24 protein-coding genes are annotated in these 20,216 nt (G+C 33.5%); 18 read left to right on the forward strand and 6 right to left on the reverse strand.

The window, feature by feature from the left end; translation table 11 throughout:
- Positions 1-25: 25 nt before the first annotated feature.
- A complete protein-coding gene (locus C1724_RS19535) occupies positions 26-400 on the reverse strand; it encodes a response regulator (RefSeq protein ID WP_102348454.1) in 375 nt (124 codons plus the stop codon).
- A 482-nt stretch (positions 401-882) separates the two neighbouring features.
- On the opposite strand from C1724_RS19535, the gene C1724_RS25760 reads away from it, so the two are divergent.
- Both C1724_RS25760 and C1724_RS19540 read left to right on the forward strand, forming a co-directional pair.
- The gene (locus C1724_RS25760; RefSeq protein WP_180994357.1) at positions 883-1,020 is read left to right on the forward strand and encodes a hypothetical protein; all 138 of its coding nucleotides are present in this window, start codon (positions 883-885) and stop codon (positions 1,018-1,020) included.
- A gap of 228 nt (positions 1,021-1,248) precedes the next feature.
- Positions 1,249-1,911 (forward strand): YczE/YyaS/YitT family protein, encoded by a 663-nt coding sequence (locus tag C1724_RS19540; protein ID WP_102348455.1) that lies wholly within the window; start codon positions 1,249-1,251, stop codon positions 1,909-1,911.
- Between the two features lie 567 nt (positions 1,912-2,478).
- On the opposite strand, the gene C1724_RS19545 is transcribed toward C1724_RS19540, so the two are convergent.
- Entirely contained in the window at positions 2,479-2,916 is a 438-nt protein-coding gene (locus C1724_RS19545) for a DMT family transporter (protein ID WP_102348456.1), read from the reverse strand.
- A gap of 480 nt (positions 2,917-3,396) precedes the next feature.
- Between C1724_RS19545 and C1724_RS19550 the strand changes: the two genes are divergently transcribed.
- On the forward strand, positions 3,397-3,858 hold the full coding sequence (locus C1724_RS19550) for a DUF4231 domain-containing protein (RefSeq protein WP_102348457.1): 462 nt from the start codon (positions 3,397-3,399) through the stop codon (positions 3,856-3,858).
- A gap of 87 nt (positions 3,859-3,945) precedes the next feature.
- Here C1724_RS19550 and C1724_RS19555 read toward each other — a convergent pair whose 3' ends face one another.
- Positions 3,946-4,716 (reverse strand): SDR family NAD(P)-dependent oxidoreductase, encoded by a 771-nt coding sequence (locus C1724_RS19555; RefSeq protein ID WP_102348458.1) that lies wholly within the window; start codon positions 4,714-4,716, stop codon positions 3,946-3,948.
- A gap of 201 nt (positions 4,717-4,917) precedes the next feature.
- Between C1724_RS19555 and C1724_RS19560 the strand changes: the two genes are divergently transcribed.
- From C1724_RS19560 to C1724_RS19580, 5 genes are all read left to right on the forward strand, one after another.
- Positions 4,918-5,760, forward strand: a complete 843-nt coding sequence (locus C1724_RS19560) for an aldo/keto reductase (protein ID WP_102348459.1) — start codon at positions 4,918-4,920, stop codon at positions 5,758-5,760.
- Positions 5,761-5,954: 194 nt separating this feature from the next.
- Positions 5,955-6,632, forward strand: a complete 678-nt coding sequence (locus C1724_RS19565; protein WP_102348460.1) for a DUF421 domain-containing protein — start codon at positions 5,955-5,957, stop codon at positions 6,630-6,632.
- A gap of 104 nt (positions 6,633-6,736) precedes the next feature.
- A complete protein-coding gene (locus C1724_RS19570; protein ID WP_102348461.1) occupies positions 6,737-7,255 on the forward strand; it encodes a MarR family winged helix-turn-helix transcriptional regulator in 519 nt (172 codons plus the stop codon).
- A 402-nt stretch (positions 7,256-7,657) separates the two neighbouring features.
- Entirely contained in the window at positions 7,658-8,653 is a 996-nt protein-coding gene (locus tag C1724_RS19575) for a DUF3231 family protein (protein WP_102348462.1), read from the forward strand.
- Between the two features lie 96 nt (positions 8,654-8,749).
- On the forward strand, positions 8,750-9,568 hold the full coding sequence (locus C1724_RS19580) for an MBL fold metallo-hydrolase (RefSeq protein WP_102348463.1): 819 nt from the start codon (positions 8,750-8,752) through the stop codon (positions 9,566-9,568).
- A gap of 98 nt (positions 9,569-9,666) precedes the next feature.
- Here the strand turns inward: C1724_RS19580 and C1724_RS19585 are convergent, their stop codons facing one another.
- Positions 9,667-10,245 (reverse strand): helix-turn-helix domain-containing protein, encoded by a 579-nt coding sequence (locus tag C1724_RS19585; protein WP_102348464.1) that lies wholly within the window; start codon positions 10,243-10,245, stop codon positions 9,667-9,669.
- 160 nt (positions 10,246-10,405) lie between these two features.
- Between C1724_RS19585 and C1724_RS19590 the strand changes: the two genes are divergently transcribed.
- The 6 genes from C1724_RS19590 to C1724_RS19615 all read left to right on the forward strand — a co-directional run bounded on the left by C1724_RS19590 (position 10,406) and on the right by C1724_RS19615 (position 14,962).
- Entirely contained in the window at positions 10,406-11,011 is a 606-nt protein-coding gene (locus C1724_RS19590) for an NYN domain-containing protein (RefSeq protein ID WP_102348465.1), read from the forward strand.
- 44 nt (positions 11,012-11,055) lie between these two features.
- The gene (locus C1724_RS19595; RefSeq protein WP_102348466.1) at positions 11,056-12,165 is read left to right on the forward strand and encodes a hypothetical protein; all 1,110 of its coding nucleotides are present in this window, start codon (positions 11,056-11,058) and stop codon (positions 12,163-12,165) included.
- 38 nt (positions 12,166-12,203) lie between these two features.
- A complete protein-coding gene (locus C1724_RS19600) occupies positions 12,204-12,389 on the forward strand; it encodes a hypothetical protein (RefSeq protein ID WP_102348467.1) in 186 nt (61 codons plus the stop codon).
- Positions 12,390-12,417: 28 nt separating this feature from the next.
- Positions 12,418-13,209 (forward strand): hypothetical protein, encoded by a 792-nt coding sequence (locus tag C1724_RS19605; RefSeq protein ID WP_102348468.1) that lies wholly within the window; start codon positions 12,418-12,420, stop codon positions 13,207-13,209.
- A 162-nt stretch (positions 13,210-13,371) separates the two neighbouring features.
- Positions 13,372-13,917: a histidine phosphatase family protein gene (locus C1724_RS19610; RefSeq protein ID WP_102348469.1), complete on the forward strand. Its 546-nt coding sequence runs from the start codon at positions 13,372-13,374 to the stop codon at positions 13,915-13,917.
- A gap of 289 nt (positions 13,918-14,206) precedes the next feature.
- Positions 14,207-14,962, forward strand: a complete 756-nt coding sequence (locus C1724_RS19615) for an exodeoxyribonuclease III (protein ID WP_102348470.1) — start codon at positions 14,207-14,209, stop codon at positions 14,960-14,962.
- Positions 14,963-15,086: 124 nt separating this feature from the next.
- Here C1724_RS19615 and C1724_RS25765 read toward each other — a convergent pair whose 3' ends face one another.
- Positions 15,087-15,230, reverse strand: coding sequence for a hypothetical protein (locus C1724_RS25765; protein WP_180994358.1), 144 nt, complete (start codon positions 15,228-15,230; stop codon positions 15,087-15,089).
- Between the two features lie 327 nt (positions 15,231-15,557).
- On the opposite strand from C1724_RS25765, the gene C1724_RS19620 reads away from it, so the two are divergent.
- The 4 genes from C1724_RS19620 (at position 15,558) to C1724_RS19635 (ending at position 18,046) form a co-directional block, all read left to right on the forward strand.
- Entirely contained in the window at positions 15,558-16,001 is a 444-nt protein-coding gene (locus C1724_RS19620; protein ID WP_102348749.1) for an SRPBCC family protein, read from the forward strand.
- A gap of 97 nt (positions 16,002-16,098) precedes the next feature.
- Entirely contained in the window at positions 16,099-16,398 is a 300-nt protein-coding gene (locus C1724_RS19625; protein ID WP_102348471.1) for a hypothetical protein, read from the forward strand.
- Between the two features lie 231 nt (positions 16,399-16,629).
- Positions 16,630-17,229, forward strand: a complete 600-nt coding sequence (locus tag C1724_RS19630) for a branched-chain amino acid aminotransferase (protein ID WP_258000468.1) — start codon at positions 16,630-16,632, stop codon at positions 17,227-17,229.
- 397 nt (positions 17,230-17,626) lie between these two features.
- Entirely contained in the window at positions 17,627-18,046 is a 420-nt protein-coding gene (locus C1724_RS19635; protein ID WP_102348472.1) for a hypothetical protein, read from the forward strand.
- Positions 18,047-18,080: 34 nt separating this feature from the next.
- Here C1724_RS19635 and C1724_RS19640 read toward each other — a convergent pair whose 3' ends face one another.
- Positions 18,081-20,144, reverse strand: a complete 2,064-nt coding sequence (locus C1724_RS19640; RefSeq protein ID WP_102348473.1) for a bifunctional diguanylate cyclase/phosphodiesterase — start codon at positions 20,142-20,144, stop codon at positions 18,081-18,083.
- Between the last annotated feature and the right edge of the window lie 72 nt (positions 20,145-20,216).

The raw sequence follows: 20,216 nt of genomic DNA on the forward strand, positions 1-20,216 counted from the left end.
TTGAATTTCAGGCTTGTTTTAATTATCAATCATGAAAACTGTCTCCATGGTACTTCTTCAAAATAGAAACAAGATTTTCGAAATAGGGTTTTATAACAAAATCATGGGCCCCGGCTCGTAAGGCTTCTGTAATTAAGTATTGCTGACCCATTGCCGAACACATGATAACGGTTGCTATCGGGTCAATGTTCCGAATTGCTTTTAGCGCTTCTAATCCGTTTATTTTCGGCATCGTAATATCTAGTAAAACAATATCTGGTGAAAATTCTTTATATTTATCAATAGCTTCAGCACCATTACTTGCTTCTGATATCACTTCAAAACTGCTAGCTAAAACTATATTTTTTAGGTAGGTTCTCATAAACATAGAATCATCAGCAATAAGTATTGTATTGTTCATTGATATATTACATCCTTTGTGGTTTATTTTATAATCCATATTAAACTAATTGCTTAGACTTTTGATATTGAATGATTGCTACCCTAATTGTTTAGGTTACAAATTAAGGTGACGCTTTATTTCTGACGTGGTAACAAATTTCGTAGGATTTTAAATGAAATTTGGGAATGGGGCTTGTAATTATTTCTTGATCTTATGGGTCTCATTTTGCACTAAAAAGAATAATAAAGTAATCCCCTAGTGTTCTCATTAAACGCTTTTATATTATTTTAGGAATCTATTCCTATATGGGGGGAGGACTTAGTACTAGAATTGTAAATTTTAATTATGTGCTATAGTTGGCTCATTTCAGTGAGTATCGAACTTTTAGCTCCGATTAACATCCTGAATATTTATTATTAAGATTCATGAACACTTTTGTGCGCCCAACATATATTAACTTCTGTGTGGTAAGAAAATTTGCACGGAAGGAAGAGAGCATCATGGATAACATCAAATCATTAACAATAAAATATGAAAATAGTAAGAATGGGGGAAATGAATATAAGGTTATTGAAGTTAATGTATCTGATCCAACTGAATGTTTATATGCAATATGCACGCCGATTAAGATGCAATAAGGGAAACAACCTTTATTTATTATAAAAACCATCTCTTTATTACTTCCTGCAAGAGATGGTTTTTATATTTACTGGTCTTACTGTACATAATCGCCCAATTTATGATCGAAACGAGAAACGTAGGTCAACTTTCATTAAGCATTTTCTTATTATATTCACTTATTCTAATGTATAATTAGAGTTGGAAAAATAATACAATCGTAGTAGATCAAAAAGGAAGTGGAATCGATGAAGGATGTGGGCGTAAAACTTTTTTTCTATTTAATGGGGATTGTTTGCCTGACTTTTGGAATAAGTTGTTCAATTAATTCACAGCTTGGTGCCTCACCTTTGCCAGCCTTACAAGTTGGTTTACAGCAAACAATTGGATTAACAGTAGGTAGCTGGGAGTTTATAATTGGTGTCATATTTGTGGTCATAATTTCTGCTGTCCGTCGAAAAAAGCCCGATATTCTTGCGTTTTTAACTTCATTTTTGATTGGTTTAGGAATAGACTTGTGGTTATTTCTTACAAAGTTAGTCGATATACCTGATTTGTTGGTCGTTAAAATCATACTTATTTGTTTAGGCTTAATTTTTATTGGAGTCGGCGTATCTATGTATTTACAACCGAAGTTTTCACCCGCACCACCAGATGGTATCCAGATTCTTATAGAAGAGTATTTTAAAATAAAATTATCAACGGCAAGAACACTCTTTGCTGTTGCTGTTGCAGTAGGGGCTCTTGTGTTCAATGGGCCAATCGGAATAGGTACTCTGATTATGGTTAGTACATCAGGACCAATCATAGGATTCATGTATCCTATTGCTCAAAGATATTATGAGCAGTTAAATAATAAAGTTTTAATAGGAATAATCCAACAAGAAACTCAAAATGAAAGTATGCATTAGATAATTATTGCAAACTTCCAGCGTCCCGGTACGTTTATCCTACCTGGGGTATCCAATGTACAAATTAAACTGATTATACCTTTTTCTCAAATTATTGGTGGCGCAGGGCTTGCAGCAAGTATTGCTGTAGGGAGCTTACTTGTGCAGGGAATGGTATGTACTAATAGTTTTGCTGGAGCCGCATTACTAATAGGTTAGGCTGTCTGAACTCTCTGGACACTGGAGTGGAATCGCAACATTTTTTAGATGGAGGTGAGGGTACAATAGTTGTATTATTAGCAGCGATAACCCATAGTAACATATCCTTTCGCTCTTGTTGATCCCGGTTGTCTTATGGTGGTAGCAGCAATTTAATTTTAATTAAATTTGTTTTGAATCTATTTAATAAGGTATAGCATATGTAACCATTAGAATGCTAGAGAGAAATGTTTAGGTAAATTGTGTCCCCAATGCTCAAGCAGATTAGCATTGGGGGTATTTTATCGATAAAAGAAAGACTGGTAAAATTTTGCTAAATATCGTTCGTTTAAGTGATTTAAGTTAGTCATAGAAGGGTATTCTCGGGTGTTAATTTTTATTAAATAAAAAGATCGATAAAAAGAGTAGAAGAATCGCAATGATTTTTTTTGTATCAATTGGAATTCTATTACCGCCAAATAGTCCAAAATGGTCAACAACAGCACCTAGAATAATTTGGCCTCCGATGATCGCCATTAAAGAGCCTACTACACCTAATCTTGGCACTACAAGTACCGCAACTACAACATATATGGCTCCTAGAAACCCACCTGTTAATTGCCACTTTGGAACAGTCATCACTGCTAAAATATCACCTTTTCCAAAAAATATAACAACAAAAAATAATGCCATGGTTCCAATCGTAAATGAAATAAAAGAAGCCTCAAGAACACCTACTTTTTTACCTAAGCCACCATTAATTTGGCCCTGTACTGCAATGGCAGCACCTCCAAGCATAGCTAACAATGGAAATAAAATTTTTACCATAAAATTTCCCCTCATTTAATGTTTTTGTTCAAGATTCTTAAGTAATTCAATTTGAGAGAACATTTATTTAATCTTCTTCTTATTTGCTCCACCTAAGAAAATCAATATATTTCCAATATAAGTAACCTTTGAATATTCTGTCAATTATTTTTACTTGATTTGTCTTTAAGGCAAGGGATTATGACTACTTATTTTAAAGTCAATGAGAATTTATCTAATAGTTCGCTTATTGTTCTAAAACGTGACTCTGTGTACTCATGCGGTTTTGTAGTGATTTTTTTATTTAAGAATTTTGGAAATTGTTGTTTGTTTGCGCTGTTACCATTTGTCTGTTTCTGCGCTTGCCCGGAAAATAATTATTTATTTTTCCTTCCCAATTAATAGTATAGTGGTCCCTTTCAAAGCATTACAACGTAACAAGTTTCATAGATTATAATATGTGAAATCAAAATTAATTATATGAAACGAAGGGGATTAAGCATGAGTGCCACTAGTAAAATAGAATTTTTAATGAATGAAATCGATTTGAATATTTCTTTATTTGAAAGGAGAAAAGAACAAAACAAAAAGAAGGCATATTGGTTAAAGATTGCTTCTGTCATATGCTCGTCTTTAGTTACTTTATTATTAGGATTAAAGGCTGTAAATGTAAATATCTTCTCAAATATTGCATTATTTTTTGCTGCGCTCATTACACTTTTTAATGGAATAGAAGGTTTCTACAATCATAGAGGGCTTTGGTATAAAGATGTTCGAACATTGATGAGACTAAAAGAATTGAAGAGAGATATCCAATTTAATATAACAGGGGAGCAAGAACAAAGTATTTCTATTCAGGATTTAAAACGATATAAAGATAAACTTCAAACTATTATAAACGATGATATTAATACTTGGTCGAAATTACGGGAAAATCTTGAGGAACAAAATGCTGAAAATTGAAATATTGTTTTTGTTTAGCCCCAGTTGATAATCATCCGGGGCCTAATATTTTTGATGATATTACATATTCTTAACTGTTACAGCTGATTAATAATAAACAGCATTGCCTGTGCCGCCAGATACCGAAATCACATCGCCTGTAATCGAGACTGACAATGGGGATGCTAAAAAGGCTGCTACATTAGCGATTTCTTCGGATTTAACCAATCGTCCTAATGCATTCATTTTTTCCACCTTACGTAACATCTCTTCATTCGGGAAACGCTCTCTAGTTGTTTCTGTTTCGGTAATGCCTGGATATAGCGAATTGACTGTAATGCCGTATTTACCTAGTTCAATAGATGCGGATTTAGTTAAATGAACTACAGATACATTGCGTGCACCTGCACTTACGCTGCCGCCATTTCTAGCCGCCATGCCACTGATATTAATAATCCGACCCCAATTATTTTTTATCATATATGGGGAAACAGCACGTATGCATCGAAAGTATCCCATAAACTTTTCTTCGAAATCTTTTAGAATAAGTTCATCTCGTACAGAATTAAAGTCCTCTGGCTCTCCGCCACTTACACGGGCACCATTATTCACTAGAATGTCTATGCTACCCATTGTTTCTGCCGCCTTTTCAACTAGTTGCAGAATCGATTCTGGATTACCGATATCAGCTATAATCGGGAGTATATTCCTACCGGTTTCCTTAGTTAATTCCATTGCGGTTTCTTTCAACGCATCTCCATTTCGAGCGCATATTGTACAATCGACTCCTTCTAACGCTAGTTGGCGTGCAATCGCCTTCCCAATCCCACGGCTTCCCCCTGTAATGAGTGCTTTCTTGCCAAGTAATTGTAGATCCATACTTGAAACCTCCTCAGTAATAGGCATAAACTCCTTTTTTATGATTTCGCCATTTATGTTGTTTTTCCTTTCGTAAAAAGGTCTTGATATGTATTTATGCGGACAATTAATCTATTTTTATACCAATCTCAATCCCCATTAATATGAAATTTATCAGAATTATGTTAATCTTTAAATATTAATGAAAAAGGAGTGTTAAATTTGAGCAGACAAATTCCTGAAATTACACTTAATGATGGGCTCACTTTGCCGGTAATAGGTTTGGGTACATATACACTAAAGGGGAATAAAGGGGCTAATGCTATCCAAAATGCAGTTGATATAGGTTATAGACTAATTGATTCTGCGTATAATTATGAAAATGAAGGTACTGTAGGTGAAGCTGTAAGACGCAGCTCCGTTCCAAGAGAAAAATTGAGAATTACATCTAAATTACCGGGACGTTACCAGGGATATGACAAAGCAGTAATTACCATCCAAGAATCTTTATATCGCGCAAATTTGGATTATTATGATTTATATTTGATTCATTGGCCCAATCCTAAACAAGATCTCTATGTTCAAGCATGGCAAGCATTGATTGATGCTAAAAAGGATGGATTGATTTGCTCGATTGGTGTCTGTAATTTTTTACCAGAACATATTGAGCGATTAGAAAAGGAAACGGGTGTGAAACCAAGCATTAATCAAATTGAATTACATCCTTACTTTAATCAAGAGGAACTTAGAAAATGGCATAACGAGAATAATATCCATATACAGTCTTGGAGCCCATTAACAAGAGGGATTAAAAACTTGCAAAATGATAATATTCAACAAATTGCTAATAACCATAGCAAGACTATTTCACAAGTTATTTTACGTTGGCATTATCAACTTGGAGCCATTTCAATCCCTAAATCTTCATCTCCAGATAGACAAACTGAAAATATATCTATTTTCGATTTTAGCTTGGATGATAACGAAATGAGCATTATTTCAGGCTTTTCTCGTCCTGATGGGAGAATTAATAATCAAGATCCTGCTGTATATGAAGAATTTTAAGATAGTCTTTTTGAAACGAGAAGTAGGAGTAATGTATCAATAATTATATATCTTATTTATATATAAAGCATGATTGGGAATTAACACCTTCCTAATCATGCTTTTCGCGTTTGCCGAATCCTTTCCAATATTTTTCATAATACTAAGCAGGAAGATAAAAATTAAAAGTAGATGATCGGAGAGTATTGGTAATAATGAAATTATTGAATTTGACAATAGAACTTATAATTGGTTATATATTACTTTTTATAATAGTTAAATTTGTAGGGAAGAAAATAATTAGTCAAATTACACCTTTTACTTTCATCGCAGCGATTGTATTAGGAGAATTACTTGGAAATGCTTTGTACGATCATGAGATAGGTGTATTTTACATTATTTACTCCATGTGTTTATGGGGATTCTTACTTTTTGCGGTTGAATATTTGGCGCAAAAGTTTCTCAAGTTTAGAGGAGTAGTTGAGGGAAAGCCCTCAGCACTTATAAAAAACGGCATCGTCGACCGCGAGGAATTACGAAAAAACAAAATGAATATTAATCAATTACAAAGCCTACTTCGACAGAGTGAAACTTTCTCTATTAGAGAAGTAGCTTTTTGCTATTTAGAGTCTAATGGTTCGATCAGTATTCTTAAAAAATCGAAATATCAAAAAACTACTCAGGAGGACTTTAATATGATCCCTGAATCAGTATATGTACCAGTTACTTTAATTAGAGATGGTGAACTATTAAGGGATGAAATTGCTGATCTAGGGTTCGACGAAGCATGGCTTGATCATCAATTAGCAGCACAGGGTATCTCCGATTATAAAGAAGTTTTTTTGGCAGAATGGCTTGAAGGCGATGGTTTGTTTATACAACGTATAAACTAAAAAACATGATTTAATTGATAATAAGTTGGCCATAATGTTAGCACGTGTTTGATATTTTATTCTTTAAAGATTCTGATAAATTCTAACGAGTAGGAGGAGGGTATATGAATTTATCAAGAGAAAAATTTGCTAAAAGTTATGCAGTCTATGCTTTTATTAGGGGACTCAATATCGTAATAGAGCAGGACATAAAGAAAATAATAAAAAATAAAGAATTAACCTTCCCTGGTTTTAAGATTCTTTGGATTTTATATTTTGATTCCAATATAAGAATGACTGATCTGACTTTTTTTGCTCAAACCAATATTTCAAATGTATTTCGACAGTTGGAAAAACTAAATGAAGATGGTTTAGTTGTTATTAAAAATGGTGAAGATGCAAGATCAAGGGAGCTTTCCCTAACTGAAGATGGGCAAAAGCTTGTCAATGATTTTTTAGAAGAAAATTGTAATAACTCAGAGCTACAGGTCGTTCAATTGATCGAGAAAATCCCAAATGAAACCATATCTGAATTCATTGAAGTAGCCCGTTTGTTAAGTAACGAGTTAATAGGGAAATCATTCAGTGACTTTATCATAAAATCCTCCACTGAAATTCTGAATAATTCAACGTGTAAACCTTAAATAAATCTGTAAAAATTCACTGATAAATGCATATACCAAGCCGATATTGGTAGGAAATCATCATAAAACCTATAATTATCGGCTTGTTTTCATTTACCAATATAAAACTTTAGGTTTATATTGTAATAGCCTAATGAATTTTTAAGTAAATATTTGTATTCGCAAATAATGCGGAGCGTTTTAAAACATACTACGAAAGTAAAGGTAAAACAAATTTGTGAACTATCGTAAATATATATGTTTTGGTAAACCAAAAATAACGTTCAAACAGAACAACAGACTTCCGTTCATGTCAAGTGTTAGTGTTGTTAATGGTACAATGGTTCTACTTTCATGGCTTACCATGCCCTTCTTATGGACGTGAAAAATAAATTGTTTAACAGCAAATAAGGAGGTTACTAAATGCCTGATCAACCTGCGATAACTTCATCTGAGTTAGGTACTTTATGGCTTACATATCAACAAAAAACAATGATTCTAAGAATGTTAGAATACTTTAGAGAGAAAGCCGATGATAATCATGCTTCGGAAATAATAACTAGTTTGTATACCGAAACAGATCTTTATGTGGACAAAATAAAAGGTATCTTACAACAAGAAGGTGCTGTCATTCCAGTAGGATTTACAGCTGAAGATGTTAACACACAGGTGCCTAAGTTATATGACAATGGTTTTGACATCATGTTTATCCGGCTTTTAAAAGAGATTAGTATGGGTATGCATTCACTTAATATTACAATGGCATATCGGGAAGATATAGTCATGTTGTTTAAAGATCTAACTGCAATAACTCAAAAGTATTACAATCGTTGCACTCAATATTTACTTGAAAAAGGGATGCTAGCTAGGTCGCCTTATGTATCAATGCCTACAGTAATTGAATTTGTAAAAGATACAAGTTATTTCGGCGGACTTACGGCTAATCCATTTAGTGAGAAACGACCACTAAATACCGTTGAAGTAGCACAAATTTATCATTCAATTGAATCAAACAACACTGGGATGCAGATGATTACCGGATTTGCTCAATGTGGGAACAAAGAGGAAGTAAAAAAGTATTTTAAAGAGGGAGCAGAATTGGCTAAAGGGATCATTAAGGAATTGAGCGAAACATTACTACAAAGCAATATTCAAATCCCAGGACCATCTGGGGGGAATGCTACGCGTTCTACAGTGGCACCGTTTTCGGATAAATTAATGCTATACTGCACAAGTCTTTTTTGTAGCTTTGCTTTGGGGGGGAATTCATTAGGAACCGCCTTTAGCTTACGTAATGATTTACCTACCAAAATGACAATCTTTATGAAAGATATTTTTGAATATGCACATAAAGGGGCAAGAATTATGATACAAAACGGGTGGATGGAAGAACCGCCTCAGATTGAAGAAAGGAAATAATTCATTAAAGAACACTTGTGCTGAAATTACTCCACAAGTGTTCTTAGCTTTTAATTTGAAGGGATAGCATTTCATTAGAGTAGCAAAGGAGCCAGTATGATTATCCATAAAACAAACAATGTGACTGTATTTCAAAGCGCTTTATTTCAATTAAATACTACTATTGTAATAACAGATGATTTAGTGCTGGTAGTTGACCCTGGATATTTACCAAGTGAAATTGATGGAATTCGTAGCTTTGTTGATGAAGTAAAGGGAAACCGACCTATTTATCTCTTTTTTACGCATTCAGATTTTGATCATATTGTCGGTTATGGGTCATTCCCAGATGCTAAAACGATTGCAAGTGAACAGTTTTTAATAAGTAAGCAAAAAGAGAAACAATTAGAGGATGCCATTCATTATGATCATGAATTTTATATTATACGGCCTTATGAACTTATTTATCCTAACATTGATTATGTAATTAAAGGGAACGGGCAACAGCTGAAAATTGGCAAAACGTTGATAACCTTTTATCATGCTTTTGGTCATAATGACGATGGGCTCATTGCAGTGTTTGAATCTGAGAAATTGGTTATTGTTGGCGACTACCTATCAGATATTGAGTTTCCTTTTGTATATTTTAGCTTTAAAGAATACGGTAACACATTAACGACTTTGAAGAATGTATTTAAGGACGAAGACGGAAAAACACTCATTACAAGTCATGGTAATGTTACACAAGACTCAATGGAAATAAAGAAACGTTTTCATGATTCTTATGAGTATTTAGAGCTCGTAAAACGGCAAGCATCAGAAAATCATTTTGAGCAGTACTTGGCGATGAAAAAGTATCGTTTTACAACAATCTTTAGAAAAAGGCATAAGGATAATTTAGATGTGTGGAGAAAAGAGTTTAAGACGATTAAATAAGCTATTAATATTTTAAAATTTTTTGGTACTGAAATACTTAAATAAATAGGGGCAGTATCCAAAATATCTTTTAATGGTGTTACCCCTATATTTTATCATTAAAAGATGTCCAACTGTGTGTCTCCTTTATTTTGCTTTTCCACATTGTCCAATAATATTAATAGATCATCAACATCTTTCCCCTGAAAATGAGAAAGCTTGACAAAGAGAAGATTGCTTGAAGAAAAGGTTCTTAATAAATAAGAAAGTGATGTAAGCATATCTCTATCCAAACGAAGCAGTCCTGCTAGGGTAAGGGGGTCCATGTCTTGGATATTTTTCTCTACAACAGTTTTAACTTTCTCAATTAACAGCCTACGTGATATTTCAAACTCTTCTTTCCCTTTGCTAATCATTTGACCGGACTCTAAGTCAAGAAAGGTTTGGTCAGGGTGAGTTAAAAATAACTCTCCTGTAACAAGAAAGTCTGTGGAAACTTTATAAAATGCGGCAAGTTTCTCTATTGTTTTATAACTAGGTTCTCTTAAGCCGTTTTCATACCTTGAAAGAGCGCCTTTTGTAATGCCATTTTGTACAGCTGCCTCCTCTGCAGTAAGATTATGCACAAGTCTCGCCATTCGTAACCGTTCACCAAATTCCTTCTTTTTTTTCTCAATATCATTTTGTTCATTTTTCATTCAATCTTTAACCTCCGCATCCAGTAATTACTATTTGAAAAAAATTAATATTTCATTATACTACAAATACAACGGAAACAAGTTGCTTATCTTTAAACAAGTTTTCTTTATGCTTTTTATTTTATAAAAAGACACTATAAAATGCAATGGAGGAGTCAATATGTTCGAAAATACGAATCGGAAATCAAGTTATATCAATGATTTTACTGCCCTAAAAAGGGTTGCTATCTTAATGGATGAAAATAACATTATGAACCAGCTACACAATTTAGGTATTCATGGGTTAGAACGTACGAAGGATTTATTTTCTGGAATTGTGAAATATGTTAATTTGGATCCTCAATTTACTGAATACCATATATTTGGCGGGATTCCAAATTTTGCTGATGATCCGGAGAGATCTAGGAAAAGATATCGTTTTTTTGAGTCGTTAAGATATGATGGTATTCAAACTCACTTAGGATATTGTGTAAAATTACCAAATGGTAAATTTAAAGAAAAAGAAGTGGATATGCTTTATGGTCTAACAATGGTTGATTTAAGTCACAAGGTTGATCTAATCGTTTCGTTAAGTGCGGATGGGGACACAAGAATGCCAATCCGAATTGCCAAGCAAAATGGAGCACAAGTATATGCGGTGCTCTCTAGCCAAGCACCGGCAAGCACTGTTCGTGAGGAAGCAGACCGTGTGATTCACTTGGAGAATGTACTAGGTAAAATACCTGATCACAAAATTATTTATAAACCCGTTCCTAAAGTTGTGTAGAATGTGAGTGGAATAAATCAAAATAATACTAGGAGTATATTAGAATGCAACATGAATGGAAAGATGACGGTTTGTTTTATCCTTTAGGTATGTGGCTTATCTTTTTCCCGATAGTAGGATTTACTGTATTGCTAATTAGTTATATTCCTGTAAAGATCATTGAACTCCTGACGACTTGGGAGCATCCATGGAATGTTTGGTGGTGGCTTGCTGAACACATTTTTTATGATATTTTTTATACCTACACTTCTACAATCCTTTTAATGATCCTAGTTGCCCGGTATAGCTATTTTCGTATGTGGTATGTACGCACGTTAGAACAGCTCCGAAGACGTGAATTTATGCTAGATGTACAACGTTACATAGGAAGTCCATACGTACCTGGGCTTGCTTTAGAATATCTAATGCAGCCTTGTCCATCGTTCGACGGAAAGGATATCGATGATCAATACACTTTCTATAGACATGTCGTCAGTTGGTTTAGAAATACGGTCTATTTGCACAAAAATAATCAATTTGTTGGTCCACGTTATACGTATTTACAATTAATTAGTCCTTATCTTTGGTATGTTTCATTTGGTGGTATCGTGATAAGCGGGGTTCTTATTTATATTGCCACTGCATGGGGCTTTCATTATTTTTGGAATGAGCTATGGCTTGGTTATGCAAAGGTTGCATTTGGTGTACCATTGTTCATTCTAGGATGTTGGGTTCTTTCCATTACATGGGGGTTCGTACGATATCGAAGTTTTACGAGTATGTTCAATAAGGATGATTATGTAAGCGAGGTGAAATGGATTGAAGTCATGCCTGGCACCTATTTCGGGGAAAGCTTTGTGGATGCTAATAAACAGTTCCAAACATCTCTTATGGAGATATATGGTGAGTCTGCTAAAGGTCTCTCGAACTTTCCGAAAGACATATACCCAGAGCAAATGCCACGAAACATTCAATTTTACCATTACTCAGGTGATAAATACTTTGATAACATAGGGTCAAATTTTTGGGATGCTCGAGAGGCGAAGGCCATTTATCAAGAAAAGCCTAATGATCAGAATCAGCACAAGAAGAAACTTTCTTTTAAAAAAAAAACTGAAAAAGTTATTTCCATACAAAATTACGTCCAAGAAAAAGAAAATGCCAAAAAATATTAAATAATTTTATAGTTTACGAGATTAGGGAGGATCATGTCATGAAATACTTATTAAATAAAATTCAAGAATTGATAGCTACTTATACTATATTAGAGCTTGAAACTAAAAAGCAGCATGCTGAAAATGTTCAAGATAAACTAGTTTGTCAAATTGCAATTATGTTGTTACAACATACTACTAAAGATATTGTAGAAGGCCAACAAACCATATTTTCTGAGTTATAAAGATTACACAGATGAGAGGGATACAAAGATGAAACACTTGAACCGCCAACACACTAAAATAGCATTTCCTACTTGTGAAATTTGTGCTAATTTTGACCCTTTACGAAGCAAGTGCAAGCTTAAACAGCACGATGTAAGGGAACACGATATAAAGAACGCAGCTAAGTGTCGAAAAGACGGTTATTTTGTTCGTTATATACCACTTGTGCCTCGCTTTCTGCATTATAATGGAATCGCTGATATGTCTACTAGTTATTTTGTTGATTGGGATCGTGTTTCAAAGAATGAGAACGGTCAGAAAATATTTGTGCATACAAAACGAGGTGTAGAAATACCTGTTCCTGCAAATCTTTCTGTTCAAAAACTTACAATCGGTAAATGGAATTCGGGTGTCGCAAGAATAGAAACATACCAAGGTCAGCGTGAGATTATCTATGAGTTAGGAGTTATTGCTGCAAGGGAAATCGCTAAGAAGAAGGGAGTGGAATTGACGGTATTGCCTGATGAAGAACACTGGAATGGTATCCCTCATTTAGTCGAAAAATATTATGATGAAGTCCAAATAAGAGAACGAAGAAAAAGAATTATCGAAACACAAAATCCCGATGAGTGGGATGAAAGAATTAGAAGTTTATGTAACTGGACTTCACATGTTAGGGAAGATATGGAGTATAAAGAAAATTCCCCCATGAAGGAAACTCTGAACTCTTCTTCTATTAGTTTTCAGAGACCGCTCGAGTTCTTATTAAATTGCTTTTTAAACATAACTAGATATGTAAGTTCTAAAATTCATAGTGAGAGGCATATTTGTTCCAAATAAATAGTTAAAAGGAAGATCTATAATATTTTTATTTAGGGTTATATACACATGGGAGTGACTTCCCCATGTGTTTTTTTTTGGATCATATAAAAGTAAACCGTTATCGTTTTTTAACATACATTATCAATAATCTAAAACCTACTTGAAAGGAGGTATGAAAAAATGAAAAATAATTTATCCAAATTATTAAGGATGGGCGGCTATATTTTATATGCTCGTCACGCGGAAGCAACTGTTGGAGAAGATCATGCAGTTATAAATTTTCAAAACTGTTTCACCCAAAGAAATCTCTCTGAAGTTGGAAGAAAACAAGCTCGTTTTTATGGAGAGATCCTGCGTCAATTGCGTGTACCGATTTTGTATCCAATTCTTACTAGTCCTTTTTGTAGAACTATTGAAACTGCGCAATTGGCATTCAACCCTTCAAATATTTTAACTGATCCTTTTTTATTAGACCTTTATAGGTTGGGTGGCAGTTTATCTGAGAGAGAACAAGAAAGAATTTTAACTCACCTTCGAGCAGTCCTTGAAAAGGAGCCATCGCATAGAAGGAATAAAGTAATGGTTGCTCACAGTTTCCAAGAAGGTATTGGTTTAGGACAGCTGCCAAATATGGGTACAGTTGTAGTAAAGCCTAGAGGTCTTGGAAAGGGTTACGAAATTGTTGATTTACTCACATTAGCTGACTTAAAGGATTTATTAATATAATTTTAGCAATATAAATATAAATGAATGGTTAAAAAGAGTTGAGACATCATTTAGCTCTAATGTTTAAAGGAAATAAGAAGTCTTAGTTAGTGAACGACAAAAAAATGTGTTAAAATAAAAGTCCTTGGCAGGGGCACCAATCATTAAGTACAGTTGAGTTTTAAGTAGGGGATCTCTAGGAGTAGGGATCCCTGTACTATTTATTTTTATTTTATTTTTTAGCAACAGATAACTATGAAACTGCGATTAATCTACTAGTCGCTTTTTGCAAGGGGAGTAGAAAGAACAAATGAAATTTGTATCATGGAATGTTAATGGTCTTAGAGCCTGTGTAAAAAAAGGTTTTTTAAATTATTTCAATGATGTAGATGCGGATATTTTTTCTATCCAAGAAACAAAACTACAAGAGGGACAAATAGAATTAGAGCTTCATAATTATTATCAGTACTGGAATTATGCTGAAAAAAAAGGTTATTCAGGTACAGCTATTTTTACAAAAAGGAAACCACTATCAGTTAGCTATGGGATTGGTGAGGACATTGTGGAAAGAGAAGGCCGCACGATTACATTAGAATTTGAGGAGTTTTATTTAGTTAATTGCTATACTCCAAATTCTCAACGCGATCTTGCAAGACTTAGCTTTCGATTAGAGTGGGAAGAAAATATTCGAAATTACTTATTAGAACTTGATATAAACAAGCCAGTTATATTATGTGGTGATTTGAATGTGGCCCATCAAGAGATAGATTTGAAAAATTATAAAACAAATAAAGGGAATTCAGGGTTTACGGATGAGGAACGAGGTAAAATGACTACTTTACTCGCTGCAGGGTTTGTTGATTCATTTAGATATCTATATCCAGAACGAGATGATGTTTACTCCTGGTGGTCATATATGAATAAAGTTAGAGAACGGAATATTGGCTGGAGAATTGATTATTTTATCGTATCAAAAAGACTAACTAAAATGTTAGTTGATTCCCAAATTCACTGTGATATTATGGGGAGCGACCATTGTCCAGTAGCTCTTGAAATGAATTTATAGTTGATTAGGAAACTATACCTATAGTAGTAGCTTATATTTATTAAATAGCAGAAAGGCGATACGCAATTAGTGTAATCGCCTTTTTACTATTTATATAAGGTATTAATTCTTTCTTAAGGAATTATTAAGTTTCATCACTTTGATTTCTATTGTTAATTATATAAGGCTCACTGAGGTCATTTGATACGTCACTAGTTGAATGAAGTGCATCATATGCAGGATTTGTAATATAAAGAACTTGATTTTTTAGGTGCTCTTTTTCTCCCATGTAACCACCCTTTCTTACACGAAACCTCTTTATATATTTGTCATTATGCATTTGGTTTTATTCATATATTGTTAATGAAAAAGTAGTAGTGCCCATAAAAGTTTGTCATACATTTAAAAATAAGCCTATTAGCCTGTAGTATTTAATGTAGAAAGGGTCGCTGAAACTAATCACATGGTCGTCGTATCGAATTCCAGGGGAATATAACTTCGGTACTTAATAACTAACAGCATTTTTTCAAAAGAAGAAGTGCTCTTTTTGAATGTTAACAATAAACCCTTTATAATAAAATGAATTCAAATATTTCGAAAGAGAGTGATTTTGTTTATGGATACTCAAATAATTACAAAATTTAAAATACTCCAGCCTGCACATGTGGTGTTTGAAGCGATAGTAGACCCTGCTAAAATTGGGAACTTTTGGTTCTCATCAAGTTCTGAAAGATGGGATCAAGGAAAGACAATTACATTGAGATATGATGAATACAACGCAGTAGGAGATATAAAGGTTGTAGAAATAGTGGACAATTCCAAAATCGTGTTTACCTGGGGATCGGAAAGTAATGAAGAAACGGTTGTTACTATCGTATTAAAAGAATTAGAAGATAGAAGTACCATAATTGAAGTTACCGAATCAGGTTTCCGTGAAGATGATCCTGAAATAATGAATAAAATGCTAGATCAAAAAGGTGGTTGGGTATATATGCTATCTTGTTTAAAGAGCTATTTGGAAAATGGTGTAAGTACCTTGAGAGCATCATTAATTCATTAGTTCGTATATATAAATTGTATTCATACAAGTTTTATTCACTTAATATGGTTCAAGATTCACTTTCCTTACATAAGCTATTAGTGAGGAGTGGAATAATATGAAAAATGCACAGGAACTAAAAGATATCGAGACTCTAAAGTACATTAGAAATAGACTTGATTATATTTACTCCATTTCTAAAAGCAACCACAATGACAACCCTGAATTAATGGACACAATTGCAAGTTTAGCCACAGTTGCAAACATGTTTGCAAAGATTAAGTTAGAGGAAATAAACGGCAATAAAGAAACATCAAGTCCACAGGGATTTCTTGTTAATAATTTAGGTAACGCATATTCGAGAATGAAGGATTATGAAAAACAAAAAGAAATAGACTTTCCATCTTGGAAACTTTAACAGTATTTTCAGACCTCTTAAAAAGTTCATACTTGTTAAAAAACACATAAGGCGCCAAATTAGGCGCCTATTTTATTTTAAAAAATACCTGCATTTGTTTGTTAAATGCAGAATCTTTTGTGGTATGATGAGAAATAATCATTGTTCATTACTTTTGATAATTATAAGGTGAAAAGCTTCAGTATTTGGATACACTTTAAATAGATCTAAAACAGTAGGAGGGATAACAATTTGCTTAAAGAAACAATTAATCAATATCTCCAAGACCAAATAAAAAATAATAGTAAAGTCATTAAACTTTTTAGGGATGAGAAGGAATATGCTGAGCAGTATCGTTTACTGCCGGATGGAGTAACGGTAGAAGAGATAGAACCTCTTTCTCGTTTTGATGAAGCATACATCGAGCGTGGGAATAAACTAACTGATGATGTAATAGCAAAAGAAACGAATGCATTTTTAAAGCTACCAATCGACTATTTTAAAAAACATATAAATGAATTTATGTTTGTTGAGTCTAAATGGCTAGAATTTGTTAGAGTAGATGCTATTTCTTTTGAAATAGATGATGTGTTTGGTACATATGATGTGATGTTAGGATTAAGGTTCCCTAAGAAATTGGGAACTACAATTAAAGACCAACTCAGGAACCAATTACAGAGTAATGGAGCTACATTTGATCTCATGTTTAATAATGAGGATGGCTTGTGGGATCTAAACTTTTCTTTAGAACATGTAGATGGTTTTAAAGAAGAATTGACAATTGGGCAAGCATATGTGATCATTTATTCTTTTTTGTTTACCTTAGTCAAAAACATAGAGGAAAACTGGTGAAATTTATGTTTTAATACGGTTTCGAATAAAGTAATTAAAGTCCCTTTGTGAAGCGTGGTTCTGACACACCTTGGACAATTTATACATAAAAGCCAAATTCTAAAATAATTTATTTTTTGCGATTGTTTTAAACGATGCGGATATACTACTATAATGTATTACTTTTGTGAATCTGTTTACTAAGAATACCCTGAAGAAGTGTTGAGGAGTATGGATTTTCTGGTGCGATAAAATATCAGATGCCTTATGTTTCAAAATCCGAAAGACACGTAGCATGCAATTATTCGGATATCCTTTATTAGTGATTTATATAAAAGGGACGCAGGTACAGGCATCTTTTACTATACTTATGCATAGAACCTGTACAGAGTCCCTAAAAAATCTGGGAGGGGTACACGTGGCTAAAACAAAAATCAGAATTTCACCTTCGAAAGAAGATAAAGTTGAATTGACACTTGATATTGAAGGGCTTTCCAAAGAAAATTTAGTTGAAGTAGCAGATGCTTATTTTTTCGAAGATAAAAAGGTTTCAAAGAGTGGAAATGAACTGTATTACACTATTTTCTTTAATAAGAGATTTTTTAACAAAAAAGTTATCAAAAATGGTAACCCAAGTATCACAATGTATTCATCTAATAAATTATTAACAATTAATATTAAAGCGGAATTTAGTGTAACAGATATTAGACAAAATGAATCAAATTATATTTTTGAAAAAGAAGTTGCTGGAGACGTTTCATTCACAGTTAAGTTTACAGTCAGTGAAAATTACTATCGTGAGAAAATTACAGAAAAACGAGAAAATCAAGAAATGTAATAAACAACCCCATCTTAGAAATGGGGTTGTTTATTTATAACAGAATTTTATCTTGGCGTATAGTAAAATCTGTGTGCCAATCAGGAAGTTTCTCTGCATTCATAGGACGAGCAATGTAGTAACCCTGAATGATTAGAGATTCGTTCATCGCGGTAAGAAAATCAATTTGTTCCTTTGTTTCTACACCTTCAATAACAATATTTAAGTTTAATGAAGTACTAAGCGCAATAATTGCTTTCATGATAGCGGAGTCTTTCTCAGAATCAGGTATACCATCAATAAAGGATTTGTCAATTTTCAATGTTGTGATAGGCAAACGTTTAAGATAAGATAAAGATGAAACGCCTGTTCCAAAATCATCAAGAGCAACTGAAAATCCGTATTCTCGCATAACATTAACAGCCTGAATAGCGCTTTCTATATTCTTTACAACACTAGTTTCTGTCATCTCTAATTCTATATATTTCCCCTCAATGTTATACTGTTCAATGCTGTTCTTTAAAGTTTTGATAAGTTTTGGGGAAGTAACATAAGGTCCTGGTATGTTGATTGCAACTTGCAAAACAGGTTTTCTTAATGATTTCCATTCATCGATTTGTTTACAGACTTCCTCGATTATCCAATCCGTTACTCTGAACATTTTTCCATTCTCCTCCAATAACGGGATAAACACCGCTGGAGAAATAATTCCATGAATCGGATGCTCCCAACGTAGCAACGCTTCAACACCAATTATTGTATACGTTTTTAGACATAACTTGGGTTGGTAGACGAGATATAATTCATTATTACACATTGCTTGATCAATTCTATCTAGTAGGTTACGTTCAAACGTATACGTATGAATTACAGGATCATATTCGATCACTTCATTTTCATAACGAATAGTTGGATGGTTTAATACAGCCATAGTGTTGTCAAATAACTTATTTACGTCTGATCCTTTATCTGTAGTAGAATATGCACATACCATTTTTAATGATAAGAGATGATCGTTAATTTCAAGTGGTTTTGAGAGAGTAGATAGTATTTGTCTCATTGCAACCTTAAAACGCTCGAAATCACGAGCATCATCCGTAAGGAGAGCAAAGCGATTTCCCTTAATTCTATAAACTCCTACCGATAGTGGTTTTAAACGAAACATAACTTCTCCAACTCTTTGAATGATTTCATCGCCAAAATCATATCCATTTTCCCCATTCCACCTATCTAACTCATGAATGTGTAATACAGCTAGGATTCTAGAATTTGAAGTAATGTTATAATTTTTTTCAAACTGTCTTCGATTAGGTAGCTTCGTTAAAGAATCAAAATAATTTAATCGGTAATGTACATACCGATCTAAAATACTTGTTATGACTGACAAAAATAGGAGGATGAATATGCCGATTGAAACACCTAAAATTAGCAGGGGCGTATTCATTTCGTTCATATGGTGATCAATGATCAGGTTATTTGAAGAAATTGGTATATAAAATGCAATTGCTTTCATACCAGTATAATGCATACTTGCAACAGCAAGCCCAAGCAATAAAGCTGTTAAAGATTTTATTATATAATTCTTCATAAGTCTTTGTTTCGTTGAAAAAATATATATTGCAATAAGTGAAACAACCATAGCTAGTCCAATCGATAGTCCAAACAGTCCTGGTTTATAAACATAATTAGCCTCCATTACCATGGCAGCCATTCCTACATAATGCATTATAGAAATCCCAAGTCCCATAATAATTCCTGACAGCATAAATGAGAGTACAGATCGTTTTGTACGACTGGCAAAATAGAAAGCTAGAAAGGATGCGATGACCGAAGGAATAACTGAAATGATCGTAATCGTAACATCATATTTCATATGAACTGGAATCATAAAGGCAGCCATTCCTATGAAGTGCATCGACCAAATTCCGAGTCCCATGGCGATCGAAGCAAGTCCGAGCCAATAATATTTATGGAAAAAGCTGTTTTGCTGTATTCGTTCATTCATAGAAAGGGCTGTATATGATGCAAAAAAAGCAATTACTATAGATAAAAAAACGATTGGAGTAGAATATTCCCCTTGAAGGAAAATAACTTCATTAGGATTGGGTAATGAAAACATATAGATTTACCTCTGCATAAGCACAATTTATTTTTTGTATGATTTCTAGTTAAAAAGTGAAAAATTTAGTAG

Origin of the sequence: Bacillus sp. Marseille-P3661 (genome assembly GCF_900240995.1) — a bacterium.
GTDB lineage: Bacteria > Bacillota > Bacilli > Bacillales > Bacillaceae_J > OESV01.